Consider the following 16368-nt stretch of genomic DNA (forward strand, 5'->3'; position numbering starts at 1 on the left):
ATGGGAAGGAAGGGGGAACTTCGAAGAAACGTCACGCCATCACGGTGTAGCCCGCCTCACGGAGCGCCCCCCTCACCTCGTCGCAGTGCTCCGGCCCCTTGGTCTCCAGATGCAACTCGACCTCCGCTTCCGCGAGCCCGAGCCGGGGGTCGGTCCGTACGTGGCTCACGTCGAGGACGTTAGCGTCGACCACTGACAACACCCCGAGGAGCGTCGCCAGCGCCCCGGGCCGGTCCGTCAGCCTCAGCCGCAGCGACAGATAGCGCCCCGCCGCGGCCATACCGTGCCGCAGGATCCGCTGCATCAGCAGCGGATCCACGTTCCCGCCCGACAGCACCGCCACCACGGGCCCCTCGAACGACTCGGGCCGCGACAGCAGGGCCGCCACCGAGCTCGCCCCGGCCGGCTCGACCACCAGCTTCGCGCGCTCCAGGCACAGCAGCAACGCGCTGGAGAGCTCGTCCTCTGAAACGGTACGAACCTCGTCCACCAGATCGCCAATGATTTTGAACGGCACGTTCCCGGGCCGGCCGACCTTGATGCCGTCCGCCATCGTCGCCACCGACTCCAGCGACACCGGCACCCCGGCCTGCAGCGACGGCGGATACGCCGCCGCGCCCTCCGCCTGCACCCCGACCACCTTCACATCCGGGCGCAGCGCCTTGACCGCCACCGCTATCCCGGCCGCCAGTCCGCCGCCTCCGATGCCGACGACGATCGTCCGCACCTCCGGGCACTGTTCGAGGATCTCCAGGCCGAGCGTCCCCTGCCCGGCCACCACATCGCGGTGGTCGAAGGGGTGGATGAGGACCGCACCGGTCGCCTCGGCGTACTCCTGGGCGGCGCGCAGCGTCTCGTCCACCACGTGCCCGTGCATGCGTACCTCGGCGCCGTATTCGCGGGTCGCGGCGACCTTGGGCAGAGGTGCGCCGACCGGCATGAAGACGGTGGAACGCACGCCGAGCAGCGATGCGGCGAGCGCGACGCCCTGTGCGTGGTTGCCCGCGCTGGCCGCGACAACGCCCTTGGCGCGCTGCTCGGAGCTCAGGCCGGCGATCCTCACGTAGGCGCCGCGCACCTTGAAGGAGCCGGTGCGCTGGAGGTTCTCGCACTTGAGGTGAACCGGGGAGCCGACCAGACCGGAGAGGTGACGGCTCCCCTCCATGGCGGTGATCCGGGCCACCCCGGCGAGCATCTTGTGCGCCGCGCGCACGTCGTCGACAGTGATCTCGGACAGGGGCGGGGGTGTCGTACCGGGGGTGTCGCCGTGCGATGGTGCCATGAGGACAAGTCTCGCAGTTCCCGCCTGTCCCGGCGGTCACGGGATTGTCGCGAGCCGGTACGGGTCGGGCCGCGGCCGCGTACCCTGTGCGCATCCACGACCGTCCTCACGAAGTGAGCTCAGGCCATGCCCACCACTCCGGACATGACGACCGCTCCCCCGGCCACCGGCCGGGAGGCGTCCCCAGAGAGCGGCCTCCTCGATGACCTGCAGCACCAAGTGGCCCTCTTCGCCCGGCGCGCGGAGCAGACCCGTCTCGGCGGTGTCGGACAGGTTCGCAACTCGATGGACCGGGCCGCGTATCTGCTGCTCAACCGCCTGGACCGCGAAGGGCCCATGGGCGTAAAGGCCCTGGCCGCGGGGATGGGCATCGACTCCTCGACCGTCACCCGCCAGGTTGCGCCGCTGGTCGACACCGGTCTGGTCAAGAGGACGTCCCATCCCGAGGACGGCCGGGCCGTCGTCCTGCAGCTCTCGGCCCGCGGCAAGGCGCGGCTGGACGAGGTGCGCTCCTCAAGGCGCGAGCTCATGGAGCTGCTGACGGAGGACTGGGCCGAGGAGGAGCGGGAGTCCTTCTGCGACCTGCTGACCCGCTTCAACGACGCGCTGTCCGCACGGATGGCGGCCGCGCCGCTGCAGGAGCCGCAGGCGTCCTGAGACGGGCCCCGGCGCGCTCTGGCCCCCGGCGCCCCACGTGTCCTTCCGGCACATCCCTCCGCCGCGTTGTCGTGACGTTCCGACCTCTTGACCTCGGCCCGTACCTGCCGTCTATTGAAGGACGAGGAGGGCAGGGTGCGAGAGCGGCGTGCGGCACTGGATCGCCGCCGGGCCCGGGAGTTCGAGGCATTCGTCGCGGGCGCGGCCGGCAGGCTCCTTCATGCCGCCACGCTGCTGACCGGTGACCCCGAAGCCGCGGAGCGCCTGCTCACCGCGGCCCTGGCGCGGACGTACGCCGCGTGGGACGGCCTCCACGGCGAGGATCCCTACGAGCGCACCCGCCAGGAACTCGCCACCCACTTCGCCCGTACGACCTGGCGCCACCGCCGCCCCCGCGGCGGCGTTCTCGACCGGCTCACCCCGCAGGAGCGCCTGGTACTGGTGCTGCGGCTCTACGAGGGTGTGGCCGAGGAGCAGGCCGCGGCGCAGCTCGGACTCCCGGCCGACCGGGTCCGTGCGATCTGTCTGCGCTCCGTGGCGGCGATGCGCAGCCGTCCCGTACCGCCGTCCCGGCCGGAGGTGGCCACGCCATGAGCCTCCCCGACCGCAAGCAGGAGGAGGTCCGCCGGATGCTGGACGGGCCGCATCCGGTGGTGCCGCCGGACCTGGCGGAGCTGGCGGCGATGCGCGGGCGGCAGCTCCTCGCCCGCCACCGGATCGTACGGGCCGTGACCTGGACGGTGCTGGTTGTCGCGGTCGTGGCCTTCGCCGTGTGGGCGATTGCGGTTCAGCCCTGGGTCATGCCGCCGTCCGGCACCACGCCACCACTGGAAGGCTGGTAGCGCGGTCGCCGCGCCCACGGCCGTAATGACGCCGAACCACTGGCGTGGCGCGTAACGAGGCCGAACCACAGGCGTGGCGCACGACGTTGAACGGTACGGGTGCCGTACGAGCCGAAGCGCCCACGGCCGTACGGCAGTTGGAGGGCACAGGGACGAACGGCCGCGGACGAGCGGGCCCTCCGGGCCCGTAGCGGAGCCGAGGGCCGGTGCCGCCCGTGCCGGTACCGGCCCTCCCGCCGTGTCACGACGCGGGATTCGCGATCAGCCCAGCGCCTGCGCCAGGTCCGACAGCAGGTCGTCCACCGCCTCGATGCCGACCGACAGCCGCACCAGGTCAGCGGGCACCTCGAGCGCCGATCCGGCCGCGGACGCGTGCGTCATCCGACCCGGGTGCTCGATCAGCGACTCGACGCCGCCGAGGGACTCGCCGAGGGTGAACAGCCGGGCCCGGTTGCAGACCTCGACCGCCGCCTGCTCCCCGCCGGTGACCCTGAAGGACACCATCCCGCCGAAGAACCGCATCTGCTTCGCCGCGATCTCGTGGCCGGGGTGCTCGTGCAGTCCCGGGTAGTAGACCTGCGCCACCTTTGGGTGGGCGACGAGCAGTTCCGCCACGCGCTCGGCGTTGGCGCTGTGGCGGTCCATCCGCACGGCCAGGGTCTTGATGCCGCGCATCGTGAGCCAGGCGTCGAAGGGACCGGCAATGGCCCCCATCGAGTTCTGGTGGAAGGCGAGTTCGTCGCCGAGCGCGTCGTCGTTCACCACCAGCGCTCCGCCGACGACGTCCGAATGTCCGCCCATGTACTTGGTCGTCGAGTGCACGATGATGTCCGCGCCGTGCGCCAGCGGCTGCTGGAGGTACGGGCTGGCGAAGGTGTTGTCGACCACGAGCCGCGCGCCGGCGCCGCGCGCCAGGTCGGCGACCGCCTCGATGTCGGTGATGCCGAGCAGCGGGTTGCTGGGCGTCTCCACCCAGATCAGCTTGGTGCGCGGGGTGAGGGCGGCCCGTACGGAGGCCAGGTCGGTGGTGTCCGCCACCGCCCACCCCACCCCCCAGCGCTCGGCGACCTTGGAGAACAGCCTGAAGGTCCCGCCGTAGGCGTCGTCGGGGATGACCACGTGGTCGCCGGGCACGAGCAGGGTGCGCAGCAGGCAGTCCTCGGCCGCCAGTCCGGAGGCGAAGGCCAGGCCGCGCCGGCCGCCCTCCAATGCTGCGATGTTCTGCTCGAGAGCGGTACGGGTCGGGTTGGCGGAGCGGCTGTACTCGTAGCCGCCGCGCAGTCCGCCGACGCCGTCCTGCTTGTACGTCGAAACCTGGTAGATCGGCTGAACGACAGCGCCCGTGAGGGGGTCCGCCTGCTGCCCGGCGTGGATCGCCCGGGTCTCGAAGCCGTGGAATGCGTGCTGCTGCTGCTCGTCGGTCATGCGCCCGAGCGTAATGCGCCACACTGACTGTGCGCTCACTCTCGGACGACACGACCGCTCGGACGAACAGCCGGACGGGACGGCAGACTCGGGCAGGGGGCCCTGCGCAGGCCCCGGGCGCACCTGGCACACGATGTACAAGCCCCTTCGCACGCGACGTACGGGCCCCTCGCACACGACCGGACACAGGACACGGACCTCATGGAGATAATGATCATCCTGCTCGGCCTGGTCATGATCGGCGGCGTCCTCGTGGTGCCCGCCCTGCTGCGGATGCGCGGCGACCGGCAGGCCCTGCGTGGGCACGACAGCATCCTCGACCACCACGCCGGGTACGGCTTCGCGCCCCCGGAGCGCCTCGACGTACGGCTGCCGGGTCCGGACCCCGAGCTGGCGGAGGTTCTGGAGGAGATCCGGCGCACCCAGGACTGGCATCCGGCAGCGCAATTGCTCGCTACCACCGCCTCGTCGGACGACTGGGAGCTGCGCTGGCAGCGCGTCCAGACCCTGGCGGGGGCGGCTGCGGTCGACCTGGCTCAGGCGCCGGGCGAGGGCGGCCGGTGGCTGCGGACCTGGCGGGTGGACGCGCCCAAGGAGGCGGGCGGCGCGGTCGTGCACGCGGAATTCCTCGTGCGGCAGGCGCGGCAGTCGCAGGCGGGGCCGGGCTCCGAGGAGTACCGGATCATCCTGGAGGAGGCGCGGACGGTGTGCGGCGAGGCCGCGCTGCTCGCGCCGGGCGACCCGACTCCGTACATCGTGGAGCTTGCGGTGGCGCGCGGGCTCGGCTACCGGGAGGCCGACTTCGAGGAGCTGTGGATCAGGATCACCTCGCGCGCCCCGCACCATATGGGGGCGCACCTGGCCGCCCTGCACCACTGGTGCGAGAAGTGGCACGGCTCCAAGGAGAAGGCCGACGCGTTCGCCGAGGACGCGGCGGCGACCGCACCCGAGAAGAGCCTGCTCCCGGCGCTGCCGCTGTTCGCGGTCTTCGAGCACCTGCCCGAGGTGAACATGGTCCGCGGCCTGTACCGGAGCGAGGTCGTCAGCCGTGCCATCCAGGGCGCCCTCTTCGCGACCCGCACCGTGCCCGCCGACCATGCGACCCTGCCGCACGTGCGCCATCTGCTCGTCTGGTTCCTGGTACGCGCCGAGCGCTACGGCGAGGCGCTGGAGCAGCTCCGGCAGGTGGACGGGCATGTGGGCGCCGTGCCGTGGTCGTACGGGCCGGACCCGGCGGCCGCGTATGTGGTCTACCGCGCGCAGGCCATCGCGGGGTGGGAGCAGTCCGGCGGGAGCCCGGCGACGATGCCGCGCTGAGAGTCGGCGATGCGCACCGCGGCCCCGGAGCATGGAATTCCGGGGCGGGGCCGGACGTTGTGGAAGGCGGACGCATGACGCCGAGGAGTCGCACCATGTTCCTGAACCGCAAGCCGCAGCTTCCCACCGCCGGGGAGGCGCTGCGCGGCCGCGAGGCGCCCGAATTCACCGTTCCGGAGCGGCACACGGTCCTCGGCAACCCGCTGCGCGGCCCCTACCCCGAGGGCCTGGAGGTGGCCGACTTCGGGCTGGGCTGCTTCTGGGGTGCCGAGCGCACGTTCTGGAGGATCCCGGGGGTGTGGACGACCCTGGTCGGCTACCAGGGCGGGCACACGCCGAACCCCGTTTACGAGGAGGTGTGCAGCGGTCTGACCGGGCACACCGAGGCCGTCCGTGTCGTCTTCGACCCGGAGGTCATCTCGTACGACGCTCTGCTCAAGACCTTCTGGGAGGCCCACGACCCAACCCAGGGCTTCCGCCAGGGCAACGACGTCGGCACCCAGTACCGCTCGGCGATCTACACCCACTCCTCCGAGCAGCAGGCCGCGGCGGAGGCGTCCCGTGACGCGTACCAGCCGGTGCTGACGAAGGCGGGACACGGCACGATCACCACGGAGGTCCTTCCGGCCGAGGGACGCCCGTTCTACCCGGCGGAGCCGTACCACCAGCAGTACCTGGACAAGAACCCGAACGGCTACTGCGGCATCGGCGGGACCGGAGTCTCATGCCCGATCGGCCTTGCCCCGACCGACGGCTGACGGACTGGCGAACTGCAACTCCACCACCTACAGCGGCGCGTGTAGTTCGCTCCATCGCCGGCCTCGATACCAGTGATCGTCCGTGTGGCTTGTCGGCGGCGGGACAGCAGTGATCAGGCAAGGGCTCATCGGGGCGCGTGGCCGTGCGGGGCACTGAGCCGTGCTCGTGACCGCGTTGAGGTTGCAGGGAGTTCGCACATGGATCCGGCCGTCGCCTGACTGAAACCGGCTGGGAGCCACTGAGAAGACGCTTCGGGTCGCCCCTGCCTCCCAACTCCCATGAGTGCGAAGTAACGGTGGATGGCTCGTGCCGGCAACCGGCGGACGTGAGCCGCTGCGCGGCGTCATAACCATAGGCGGCCACGTCCCGGCCGGATGCCAGGGCGGACCGAGGCGTCGCAGAACCCGCTGTGTCCGCGGCGACTTCCGCCCCACTCGCTGGAGTTCCACCAGCGAGCGGACCGCGCCGTCCGCACAGAGCACGACTCGGCCGGCGAACGGCGAAGCGCACGCTGGGCCGGGCCGGAGGAGAACTGACCCCAGAAATGTGGCTTGGCTGTTTCCGCAGACGGCTTCTGCGGACAGCGCGATACAAACGCGCTCGTCCCACAGGCTTCGGGCCGGTCGGTGCACTCCTTGCGGTCAGCCGGCAATGCGGCCGGAAGGCCGGCCGCCGCTCGGCGCGGGCCGCACTCGGCATACGGGAGACGAGCCGCACGGGAGACGAGCCGCACGCTGTGGCGGTCCGCGGCGCTGCCTTGGCAGAGTTCCCGGCCTGTGGAACGCTTGATTTGTGGCATATATGACCCGCATCTGCACATCGATCTCGAACGGGTGAGCCCGGCTCCCCGTCGGGAGCCCTTCCGGTCCGTGCTCCCGTTCGGGAGTAAGGAACAGCCATGAGCACGACTGAGCACGCTTACAACCGGGACGACCACAGTGATCCCACCTTGTACCGCACTCCGGCGGATGCCGTTGCCGCACCCCCGGAGAAGCTCGCCTATGTCGTCGCTTTCGACCCGACGGCACAGCGCGCGGATGCGTTGTTCACCGTCGGCACCGACCCCGAATCCGCCGAATACGGCCGCGTGACTTCCCACGCCGAGCTGCCCGACGCGGGCAACGAGCTGCACCACTTCGGCTGGAACGCCTGCTCGAGCGCACTGGCGCATGCCGGTCATCATCACGCTGCGCGGCGCTACCTCATCGTCCCGGGGCTGCGGTCCTCCCGGCTGCACGTCTTCGACACCGGCCCCGATCCTGGCCGCCCCCGGCTGGTCAAGGTGGTCGAGCCCGAGGAGCTGGCCGCCAAGGCCGGGTATTCGCGTCCGCACACACTTCACTGTGGCCCCGACGGAGTGTTCCTCTCCTGCCTGGGCGGGGCGGACGGTGCGGACGGGCCTGGCGGCGTCGCCCTGCTGGACCACGAAAGCTTCGAAGTGCTACACGCCTGGGAGGCCGACCGCGGACCGCAGCGTTTCGCCTACGACGTCTGGTGGCATCTGCGCCAGAACATCGCCGTGACCAGCGAGTGGGGAACCCCCTCGATGATCGAGGACGGCGTTGTCCCCGAACTGCTGCTGGAGCGCCAGTACGGCCACTCACTGCACTTCTGGGAGCTGGACCGCGGTCGGCACCTGCAGCAAGTCGATCTGGGTGATGAGAACCAGATGGTGCTGGAGCTCCGTCCCGCCCACGACCCCGAGGCAACGTGGGGATTCACCAACACCGTGGTCAACGTGGAGGACCTGTCGGCCTCGGTGTGGCTATGGAACCGGGAGGGCGAGGACTTCGTGGTCCGCAAGGTGATCACCGTTCCGGCCGAGCCCGCGCAAACGGAAGACCTGCCCCCGGCGGTGCAGCCGTTCGGCGCTGCGCCCCCATTGATCACGGACATCGACCTGTCGGTGGACGACCAGTGGCTGTACGTATCCGCATGGGGAACCGGCCATCTGCTCCAGTACGACGTGAGCGACCCGTTCCATCCCAGGCAGACCGCGTCCGTGCGTCTGGGCGGCATCGTCGACCCCCAGCCGCACCCCTCCGAGCCGGACAATCCGCTGACCGGCGGACCACAGATGGTCGAGCTCAGCCGGGACGGGCGGCGCGTGTACCTGACAAACTCCTTGTACGCTGCCTGGGACGCGCAGTTCTATCCCGCGGGCATCGACCCGTGGATGGTCAAACTCGACGCCGACACCTCGCACGGCGGGCTCTCACTCGACAGTCGCTTCTATCCGCACGGCCCGGACCTCCTCAACTTGCGCGCGCACCAGACGCGCCTGCAGGGCGGCGACGCCTCCTCGGATTCGTACTGCTACCGCCGCTGAGGAAGCCGTTCGCCCGGGGGTAGCGCAGTAAGCCCGCCACCCTCGCGGGGAGGAACATGCTCTCCTTGCTCTGCGCAGCAGTTGCGCATACTGACGACAGGACCGGGTGGCAGCTGCCTTCCACCGAAACGCTGGTAGCCGTGGTCCTGGTGAGTGTGGCCACTGTGGTGGGCGCATGGCTGGCGCGGCGGGGAGCGGGCCGGTCGGCGATTCTGCTGGCTGGCGCGTCAGGGATTCTTCTGGTCATTGCGATCCTCGATCTTCTGCCCGATGCGTGGGCCGATGCCCATGAGGCCGGCGTGCCGCAATGGGCGGTGCCGCTCAGTGCGCTTGCCTCGTACGGAGTGATGGGTGCCGTGGTCCGTTTCGGCTGCCCGTGCGAGGCAAGTCGTGCGGGCGGCATGGGCGCGGCATCGGGACTCGCTCTGCACCGCTTTCTGGAGGGGGCGACCCTGACGGTGACCGCCTCAGTCGCCGTGGTGTCGGCGATCCTGGTGCACGCCGTCGGCGAGGGCCTCGCACTGGCAGCTCTGCTGGGGGTGCAACCGTGGCGACGCGTGGCTCCATGGATCGGGCTGGCCTGCTTGAGTCCGGTCGCGGGAGCCTTCGTGACGAGCGCCTTGCCCGTCCCGGAGGGCCTCATGCCGCTCCTGCTCGCCTGCGCATGCGGCATACTCGCGCAGGCGGCGTGGGTGGCGCTCCGACTCGCCCATCGGCAGCGGCCCGCGGCCCGGCGAGTCCTCGCGGTCCCGATTGCGACGGCGATGACTCTCGCGGCCGGCTTCACCGCGCTCGTCCTCCTTGTCGCAGTCAACCGCTGAGCGCGACCGGACACACGAGACCACTGAAGGCCGCGGGCACCCGCGGGGTGCGGCCGTACGACTCTCCGCCCACGGCGGGTACGGCACGGTCGTTCCTCAATGGCGACTGCATGGTTGAGGGGCCCTCGCACGCCAGTCGATGCCGGGGCGGGCGGGGCTTGGCATCCCATCGCATTCTGACGCAACGGATGCCCATGCATTTCCGGAGCGTGAGCCGCCCGGTCCGGGCCCACAACCGGAACACCACGAACAGGTTCAGGCGTGCTGGACGGAGTTGCCCTGTGTGCGTGTCAACTTGCCCTGCATGACGTCGAGGGGATCCCGTCAGCTGTCCTCTGCTGGTCACACCAAGTTTTTGGTAGACGCTGTACAGGTGGTTCCCCACGGTTCGTGCGGACAGGTAGAGCTGGTCGGCGATTTCCCGGTTGCTGCGTCCTTCGGCAGCCAGCAGCGCAATTTCCTTCTCGCGGGTGGACAACGGGCTTGGTGAGGCAGCCACAGGAAACGCGACATGTACGCCCTGGCATCGAACGCTGAGCCGAACTGCCTGAGCCGCGGCGGCCGTTGCCGAACGGGGCTCGGAACGTGAGCTGAAGAATTCCGCTGCCATGCTGTAGGAGTGCGCGGCTGCGGCCAGTAGCCCGGATTCCTCGAACCGCTCGGCAATGCGGAGCAGATGTTCGGGATTCTGGTGGTGCAGGGCACTGGCGTGTTCGGCCTGGAGCGCGATGAGCGGGTTGTCCGATTGTGCGGCGATGTCGGCCAAGCGCCGGTGGACCCTGGTGGCGCCGCCGAGCCGCGCGATGCCGAAAAGGTGGAGGGCTTCGATGGTGTAGGCGCCTCCGCCGCGGGCCAGGTCGGCGGCGCGGGCCAAGGCGTCGCGGGCGGCACCGAGTTCACCGTCCGCGGCCAGGATCCACCCCGGCACGGCGGCCGCCTCGGGGCGTTGATACTCCCCCGGGGACAGACGTTGGGCCTGCGTCCACAAGTCCTCAGCTGTTTCTCCATCTCCCATCGCTGCGGCGGTCAGCGCCAGGTTGGGCAGGACGACCCACGCGACGCCGCGGTAGTGGTGGTCGGTGGCGAGGGTGAGCGCGGTGACTTGCCAGGAGCGGGCCTGTGCCCCGTTGCCGGCGGGGTACTCCACCATGCCAAGGGCGAAGGCGAGCCATGCCTGTGGCAGGAATGCCTGGTCGGCGGCGGCATCGGCGTAGGAGCTTTCGCCCAGGCGGCGCGCCTCCTCCACGCGGCCGGCGTGAACCAGGACAGCCGTTCGAGCGGCCAGAAGCATACGAGGATCGAAGAACTTGGCCGACTCGGAGAGCACGAGTTGCTCGTGGCAGCTGCGTTCTATCAACCTGAGAGCGTCTGCGGTTCTACCGGCTATGGACAATGCAAGGGCTGTGCCGGGAGCGGCCGCAATGCGGATACGAGGATCGGCGATCGCGTCGAGATCGGGAAGTACCTGCAGACCGCGGGTGGTGCGACCGGCCAGGAACCAGACCTGCACTTCGACCGCCCGCAAGGCGTCACCTATCTGCGCGTCCCCCAGGCGAGCTTGCGCTCCCCGGATAACCGCTATGGCCTCATCCAGTCGCAGCAAGCCCCAGGTGAGGCAGAGAACACGCAGAATCGTGGCATCGACGAACTCCTCCGTGCTGGTGGCGGCGTCGGCGGCCCGCTGGAGGGCTCGCTCCGCTTCGGACACCCGCCCGAGCTTCCACAGGGCATCACCCAGCATCATGCGCGGACCCGCACTGCCCTCCAAGCGGACGATGGCCTCGACCAAACGAACAACGGAGACGAAGTCACTGGCGGCATGAGCAGTCCGCGCCGCCCGCCACAGCTGCTTGAGGTCCGCCGTCCCGGTGGCATCCAACTGCCAGGTCACGATGCGCAGTTGGTCTTCGCGCCGACGGGCCCCAAGGCGTTCCAGCCGCAGAACGCTGTCCAGCAGCAGACGACGCTTGTGCATCCCGCCGAGACCCGAACGCAGGACTTGGCCGTACAGAGGGTGCGCAAGTTCTACCACCAGCCGCCGGCCCTCAGCGCGAGCATGGATCAGACCCAGCTGCTCCAATTCTTCGAGTACATTCTCAGCTCGGCAGTCACCGCTCATCGGCCCGCATACGGCAATGTGATCAAGAATTGCCCGTCCGTCGGGCGACACCGAACCGATACGCCGCCTGATCGTCTCGTCCAGACGCTGAGTGCTCGGGATGGGCCCGGACAACCTCCACAGACCCCCGGCACCGATGAGTACGCCATTCTCCAGCGCTCCGTGCACCAGTTCCTTCAAGAACAGGGCGTTGCCCCCACTGGTGTGGTGCAGCTGGAGCGCGGTCCCATGCTCAACGGGCCCGTCCAGCACCGCGCTCAGCACGGTCTCGACTTCGCGCAGCGTCCATGCCCGCAGCTCAAAACTACGCCTGCGGTCCCCCCGGTCCAGCCCCGCTACGGCCTCGGACAACGGAGCACCACTCCGCACCGTCCCCAAAAGAAATACAGCCCCGGCATCCAGCAACTGGCCGATCATCGCCGCAGACGTGTCATCCAGGAAATGGAGATCATCCACGAACCACACCTGGCGTTTGCCGGGCCGCGGTTCGGTACGGAGTTCCTGGATCGTGCGGTGGAGGCGCGTGACAGGATCGGAGACATCGGTGTCCGGTGGCAGGAGATGGGCGATCACACCGAGCGGGACAGTACGGGCGGCGTCGCTGGCGCTCACCCGACGACACACGTGACCACGTTGCGCAGCAAGCTCAAGAAACTCGTCAGCCAATCGCGTCTTTCCAACACCAGCAACACCATAAATCACACAGGTGTCACACGCGGGATTGGTCAGGCCCTCTTCAAGGGCCCCGACCTCGCTACTCCGGCCCACCAAAGGCCAGCGAGTCATGGACAAACGCCCCCACTTACGACGTCAGATTTCATTGCCACCATTATCCCCTGCCTGCCTTGAGAGCGGACGAACCAGAATGGCCGACTCCCCAGCCCTCTTACGCCCGGAGGGTCAGCGTTTGCGCACGACCGCGTCACTGTGGGGGATTCGTCGGTTGTGTTCCCGACTTCGGTGAAGAGTGATTGCATTCGAGTTGCAGTTCTAGGGTTGTGAGGCGCTGAGCGCTTCTCTGAGTTGTCTTCTGTTGGCTGCGCCCAGCTTTCGATAGATGCTGTAAAGATGGTTGCCGACTGTTCGTGCGGACAGGTGGAGCCGGTCGGCGATTTCCCGGTTGCTGTGCCCTTGGGCAGCGAGGAGCGCGATTTCATTCTCGCGAGTGGTCAACGGGATTGGGGAGGCATCCACGGGGAGCGCGACGTCCACGCCCTGGCATCGAGCAGTGAGCCGGGCTGCGTGAGCTCCAGCCGCTGTTGCCGATCGGTGCTCTCCACGGCTGCTGAGGAATTCCGCCGCGACGCTGTACGAGTGTGTGGCCGCGGGTAGCAGCCCGGTTTTCTCGAACTGCCCGGCAACGTGGAGCAGATGTTCGGGGTCGTGGTGGTGCAGCGCATTGGCGTGTTCAGCCTGGAGCCCGGTGAGTGGGTTGTCCGATTGTGCCGCGAGACCGGCCAAGCGCCGATGGATCCTGCTGGCACCGCCGAGCCTGGCTGCATCGGAGAGGCAGTTGGCTTCAAAGCCATACATCCCTCCCTGGTGGGTGATGTCTGCCGCCTCCAACAAGGCGTCACAGGCAGCCCTGAGATTCCCGACTGCGGCGAAACGCCAACCAGTAACAGCGATGGGTTCGCCACGCTGGTGCCCCATCGGCTCAAGACGTTGCGCTTCCTTCCTGTACGCGTCGGACGCGTCCACATCCCCCATGGCGGCCGTGACTTGCGCCATTCGGGTCAGGCTCAACCAGCGGGCGGCTGCGAAGTGGTGGTCGGCAGCAAGCGCGGCTGTAGTGGCGTACCAGGACCGGGCCTTGTGAAGACGACCGGCGCTGTACTCCAGATCGCCGAGGGTGGTGCCCAGCCAGGCCTGGGCAATCAGGGCGCGGCCCTCCGCTGCCTGGGCGTAGGTGTTCTCCGCCAGGTGACGGGCCTCGTCGAGGTGTCCCTGCCGATAGAGAATCTCCGCACGGACGAGGAGTTGCATTCTTGGGTTGGCCATGGAGAACGTTTCCGGCAGGCCCAAGTGCTCCTGGTAGCTGCTCTCCGACAAAGCAAGTGCGTCTGCATTCCTGCCGGCCTGAGCGAGGCTGTAGATCTTCGACAAGGCGCCCATGACTCGTAGGCGGGGGTCGGGCATGGTCTCGAGATCGTCCACCAGCTCAAGGGCCCGCGCGGTGCGGCCGGCGAAGACGTGCACCCCTGCCTCGAACACACGCAATGCTTGCTGCATCTGCGTCTGCCGCAGCCGCGCCTGCCCGTCCTGGGCAACCGCCAACGCCTTGTCCAGTTGCATCCGGCCGAACGTCAGGGATTGGGTTCGCAGGATGGTGGCGAGGATGAACTCCTCATCGTTCCGGGCCGCTTCCATCGCCTCACGCAACACATGGTCAGCAGCATCGAATTGCCCCAGCTCGTAGAGAGCTTCACCGTGCAGCATGCGCGGTCCGGCACCCGGGTCCAAACGACTCAGGGCTTGGGCCAGCCGGGCAACGGAAGCCGTGTCCTGGGCATGCCGTGCCAGCTGAAGGGCGCGTTGGAGCCGGCCGGGGTCCGCCGTGCCCGTGGCATCCAGCGACCACATGGCCGCTTTGAGCGCGTCCTCGCGTCGTCTGCCACCGGCCCGCTCGAGCTCGTGCGCGCTCTCCATGAGCAGGCGACGCTTGTGCATCCCGCCGAGACCCGAACGCAGGACTGTGCCGTACAGCGGATGCGCAAGTTCCACCACCAGCCGTCTGCCGTCGGCGCGAACGTGGATCAGACCCAGCTGCTCCAATTCCTCGAGTACATTCTCAGCTCGGCGGTCACCGCTCATCGGTCCGCATACGGCAATGTGATCAAGAATGGCTCGTCCGTCGGGCGAGACCGAACCGATGCGCCGCCTGATCGTCTCGTCCAGGTGCTGTGTGCTGGTGATGGGCCCGGACAACCTCCACAGACCCCCGGCACCGATGAGTACGCCACTCTCCAGCGCTCCGTGCACCAGTTCCTTCAAGAACAGAGCGTTGCCACCACTGTGGTGGTGCAGCTGGAGGGCGGTTCCATGCTCAACGGACCCGTCCAGCACTGTGCTCAGCACGGTCTCGACTTCGCGCAGCGTCCATGCCCGCAGCTCAAAACTGCGTGTGCGGTCCCCCCGGTCCAGCCCCGCTACGGCCTCGGACAGCGGAGCACCGCTCCGCACCGTCCCAAGAAGGAATACCGCGCCGGCATCCAGCAACTGGCCGATCATCGCCGCAGACGTGTCATCCAGGAAATGGAGATCATCCACGAACCACACCGGGCGTTCACCGGCCTGCGGTTCGCTGCCGAGTTGCTGGATCGTGCGATGGAGAAGCGCGAAAGGATCGGAGACATCGGTGTCCGGTGGCAAGAGATGAGCGATGACACCCAGCGGGACAGTTCGGGCGGCGTCGCTGGCGCTCACCCGACGACACACGTGACCACGTTGCGCAGCAAGCTCAAGAAACTCGTCAGCCAATCGTGTCTTTCCAACACCAGCAGCACCATAAATCACACAGGTGTCACATGCGGGGTTGGTCAAGCTTTCCTGAAAGCCCTCGACCTCGCCGTTCCGCCCCACCAAAGGCCAGCGAGACATGGTGAAAACACCCCGGAAGTGTGGCCTGGTTCTCTGCCGTCATTATGCTCCCGCCGGGGAAAAACAGACGAATCGGGCCGCCGGAGGCCCGCCGCCTCATGTCGGTATGCGCGCCCAGTGAGTCGCGCGGCCACCAGGATGGTTACAGGTACCGTTCGCCGCAGCCAGCGTCTTGACGATTCCCATGCCGCGTCCGCGTTCCTCCGCTTCACAGCTCGAAGCCGGTTCGCCCTGTGTGGTCGTTTGACCGCCATCGGTAACAGCCACCCACACCCGCCGTGCTGCGTCACGATGCAGGTGCAGAAGCACTGGGGGATTCGCGTGTCCGATGGCGTTGGTGACCAGCTCCGAGACCACGTGGATCACCGAATCGCTCATCTCCCTTTCCACGCGCCATCCTCCCAGAGCGGAGCGTGCGAGTCGGCGTGCGATGCCAACTGCCTCCGGCTCGTGGGCCAGTGGCCATGACCCCGCGGTAGGAGCGTGCAGGAAAGTCGGCATCGATTCTGGTTCAATGCCCAGGCCCGGCCAGTCGGTATGGATATCGGTATCACTGATGCACATTGACGATCACATCCCGGAATCCTGGGCATTGCTCTTCGGTTTCAAGCGGATCCGATGGCTCTTGCGAGGAGGCCGATCCGCGGGTAACCACCCTCCGCTCCGTGTCGGCCGTCCCGCCTGAGTCATCGAGACTCAAAATGACCCGCCCAGAACCTCATTCGCCCTGCAGCCCCGTGCCTCCACCCCTGCCACTGGGACGCAGGATTCATCCCGCGTTTGCGAACGACCGCGCCACTGCGGGGGATCGTGGGTTGCCGTTGCCGATTTTCGTCACCAGTGATGGCATCGCTGGTCGGCTATTTCCTGGTTGGTGAGCCCTTGGGCGGCGAGGAGTGCGATCTCCTGCTCGCGGGTGGTCAGCGGGCTCGGGGACGAGGCGAGGGAGAGCCCGAAGCTCTGTGCGCCCTCGCACCGTTCGGTGAGGCGAGCCGCTTGGGCTGCCGCGGCGGATGCCGAGCGGAAATCGGGCCGTGTGCTGAATATTTCTGCGGCGGCAGCGTACGAGTGGGCGGCTGCTGGAAGCAGCCCGGTTTCCTCGAATCGGTTGGCCACGAAGAGAAGTTGCTGAGGGCGGCCGTGGTGCAAGGCCGCAGCGTGTTCGGCTTGCAGTGCGGTGAGAGGGTTGTCCGATTGCTCGGCCAAGTGAGCCAGGC

General features: G+C 68.4%; 13 protein-coding genes. 7 read left to right on the forward strand and 6 right to left on the reverse strand.

The annotated features are described in order from the left end of the window. Nucleotides 1-31 precede the first annotated feature (31 nt). The gene (ilvA, locus tag AB0M26_RS22070) at nucleotides 32-1282 is read right to left on the reverse strand and encodes a threonine ammonia-lyase (protein ID WP_365263521.1); all 1251 of its coding nucleotides are present in this window, start codon (nucleotides 1280-1282) and stop codon (nucleotides 32-34) included. Nucleotides 1283-1408: 126 nt separating this feature from the next. Between ilvA and AB0M26_RS22075 the strand changes: the two genes are divergently transcribed. From AB0M26_RS22075 to AB0M26_RS22085, 3 genes are all read left to right on the forward strand, one after another. Then, nucleotides 1409-1939: a MarR family transcriptional regulator gene (locus AB0M26_RS22075; protein WP_365263522.1), complete on the forward strand. Its 531-nt coding sequence runs from the start codon at nucleotides 1409-1411 to the stop codon at nucleotides 1937-1939. A gap of 135 nt (nucleotides 1940-2074) precedes the next feature. Further along, nucleotides 2075-2533 (forward strand): sigma factor-like helix-turn-helix DNA-binding protein, encoded by a 459-nt coding sequence (locus tag AB0M26_RS22080; protein ID WP_365263523.1) that lies wholly within the window; start codon nucleotides 2075-2077, stop codon nucleotides 2531-2533. After that, nucleotides 2530-2781, forward strand: coding sequence for a hypothetical protein (locus AB0M26_RS22085; RefSeq protein ID WP_365263524.1), 252 nt, complete (start codon nucleotides 2530-2532; stop codon nucleotides 2779-2781). Before AB0M26_RS22080 ends, AB0M26_RS22085 begins: the two co-directional genes overlap by 4 nt. A 261-nt stretch (nucleotides 2782-3042) precedes the next feature. Here AB0M26_RS22085 and AB0M26_RS22090 read toward each other — a convergent pair whose 3' ends face one another. After that, a complete protein-coding gene (locus AB0M26_RS22090; protein WP_365263525.1) occupies nucleotides 3043-4206 on the reverse strand; it encodes a cystathionine gamma-synthase in 1164 nt (387 codons plus the stop codon). A gap of 201 nt (nucleotides 4207-4407) precedes the next feature. On the opposite strand from AB0M26_RS22090, the gene AB0M26_RS22095 reads away from it, so the two are divergent. The 4 genes from AB0M26_RS22095 (at nucleotide 4408) to AB0M26_RS22110 (ending at nucleotide 9432) form a co-directional block, all read left to right on the forward strand. After that, nucleotides 4408-5523, forward strand: a complete 1116-nt coding sequence (locus tag AB0M26_RS22095; RefSeq protein ID WP_365263526.1) for a hypothetical protein — start codon at nucleotides 4408-4410, stop codon at nucleotides 5521-5523. 95 nt (nucleotides 5524-5618) lie between these two features. Further along, a complete protein-coding gene (gene msrA / locus AB0M26_RS22100) occupies nucleotides 5619-6281 on the forward strand; it encodes a peptide-methionine (S)-S-oxide reductase MsrA (protein ID WP_365263527.1) in 663 nt (220 codons plus the stop codon). Between the two features lie 899 nt (nucleotides 6282-7180). Next, the gene (locus AB0M26_RS22105; protein ID WP_365263528.1) at nucleotides 7181-8611 is read left to right on the forward strand and encodes a selenium-binding protein SBP56-related protein; all 1431 of its coding nucleotides are present in this window, start codon (nucleotides 7181-7183) and stop codon (nucleotides 8609-8611) included. A gap of 56 nt (nucleotides 8612-8667) precedes the next feature. Next, nucleotides 8668-9432 carry a hypothetical protein gene (locus tag AB0M26_RS22110; RefSeq protein WP_365263529.1) on the forward strand — a complete coding sequence of 255 codons (765 nt, stop codon included), beginning with the start codon at nucleotides 8668-8670 and terminating at the stop codon, nucleotides 9430-9432. Here the strand turns inward: AB0M26_RS22110 and AB0M26_RS22115 are convergent. From AB0M26_RS22115 to AB0M26_RS22130, 4 genes are all read right to left on the reverse strand, one after another. Further along, nucleotides 9422-12337: a LuxR C-terminal-related transcriptional regulator gene (locus tag AB0M26_RS22115; protein ID WP_365263530.1), complete on the reverse strand. Its 2916-nt coding sequence runs from the start codon at nucleotides 12335-12337 to the stop codon at nucleotides 9422-9424. The genes AB0M26_RS22110 and AB0M26_RS22115 overlap by 11 nt on opposite strands. Before the next feature lie 204 nt (nucleotides 12338-12541). Continuing rightward, the gene (locus tag AB0M26_RS22120) at nucleotides 12542-15151 is read right to left on the reverse strand and encodes a LuxR C-terminal-related transcriptional regulator (RefSeq protein ID WP_365263531.1); all 2610 of its coding nucleotides are present in this window, start codon (nucleotides 15149-15151) and stop codon (nucleotides 12542-12544) included. 96 nt (nucleotides 15152-15247) lie between these two features. Then, the gene (locus tag AB0M26_RS22125; protein ID WP_365263532.1) at nucleotides 15248-15715 is read right to left on the reverse strand and encodes an ATP-binding protein; all 468 of its coding nucleotides are present in this window, start codon (nucleotides 15713-15715) and stop codon (nucleotides 15248-15250) included. A 270-nt stretch (nucleotides 15716-15985) separates the two neighbouring features. After that, entirely contained in the window at nucleotides 15986-16267 is a 282-nt protein-coding gene (locus tag AB0M26_RS22130; protein ID WP_365263533.1) for a LuxR C-terminal-related transcriptional regulator, read from the reverse strand. Nucleotides 16268-16368: the final 101 nt, after the last annotated feature.

The sequence above is a fragment of the Streptomyces sp. NPDC051776 genome, from assembly GCF_040681345.1.
GTDB lineage: Bacteria > Actinomycetota > Actinomycetes > Streptomycetales > Streptomycetaceae > Streptomyces.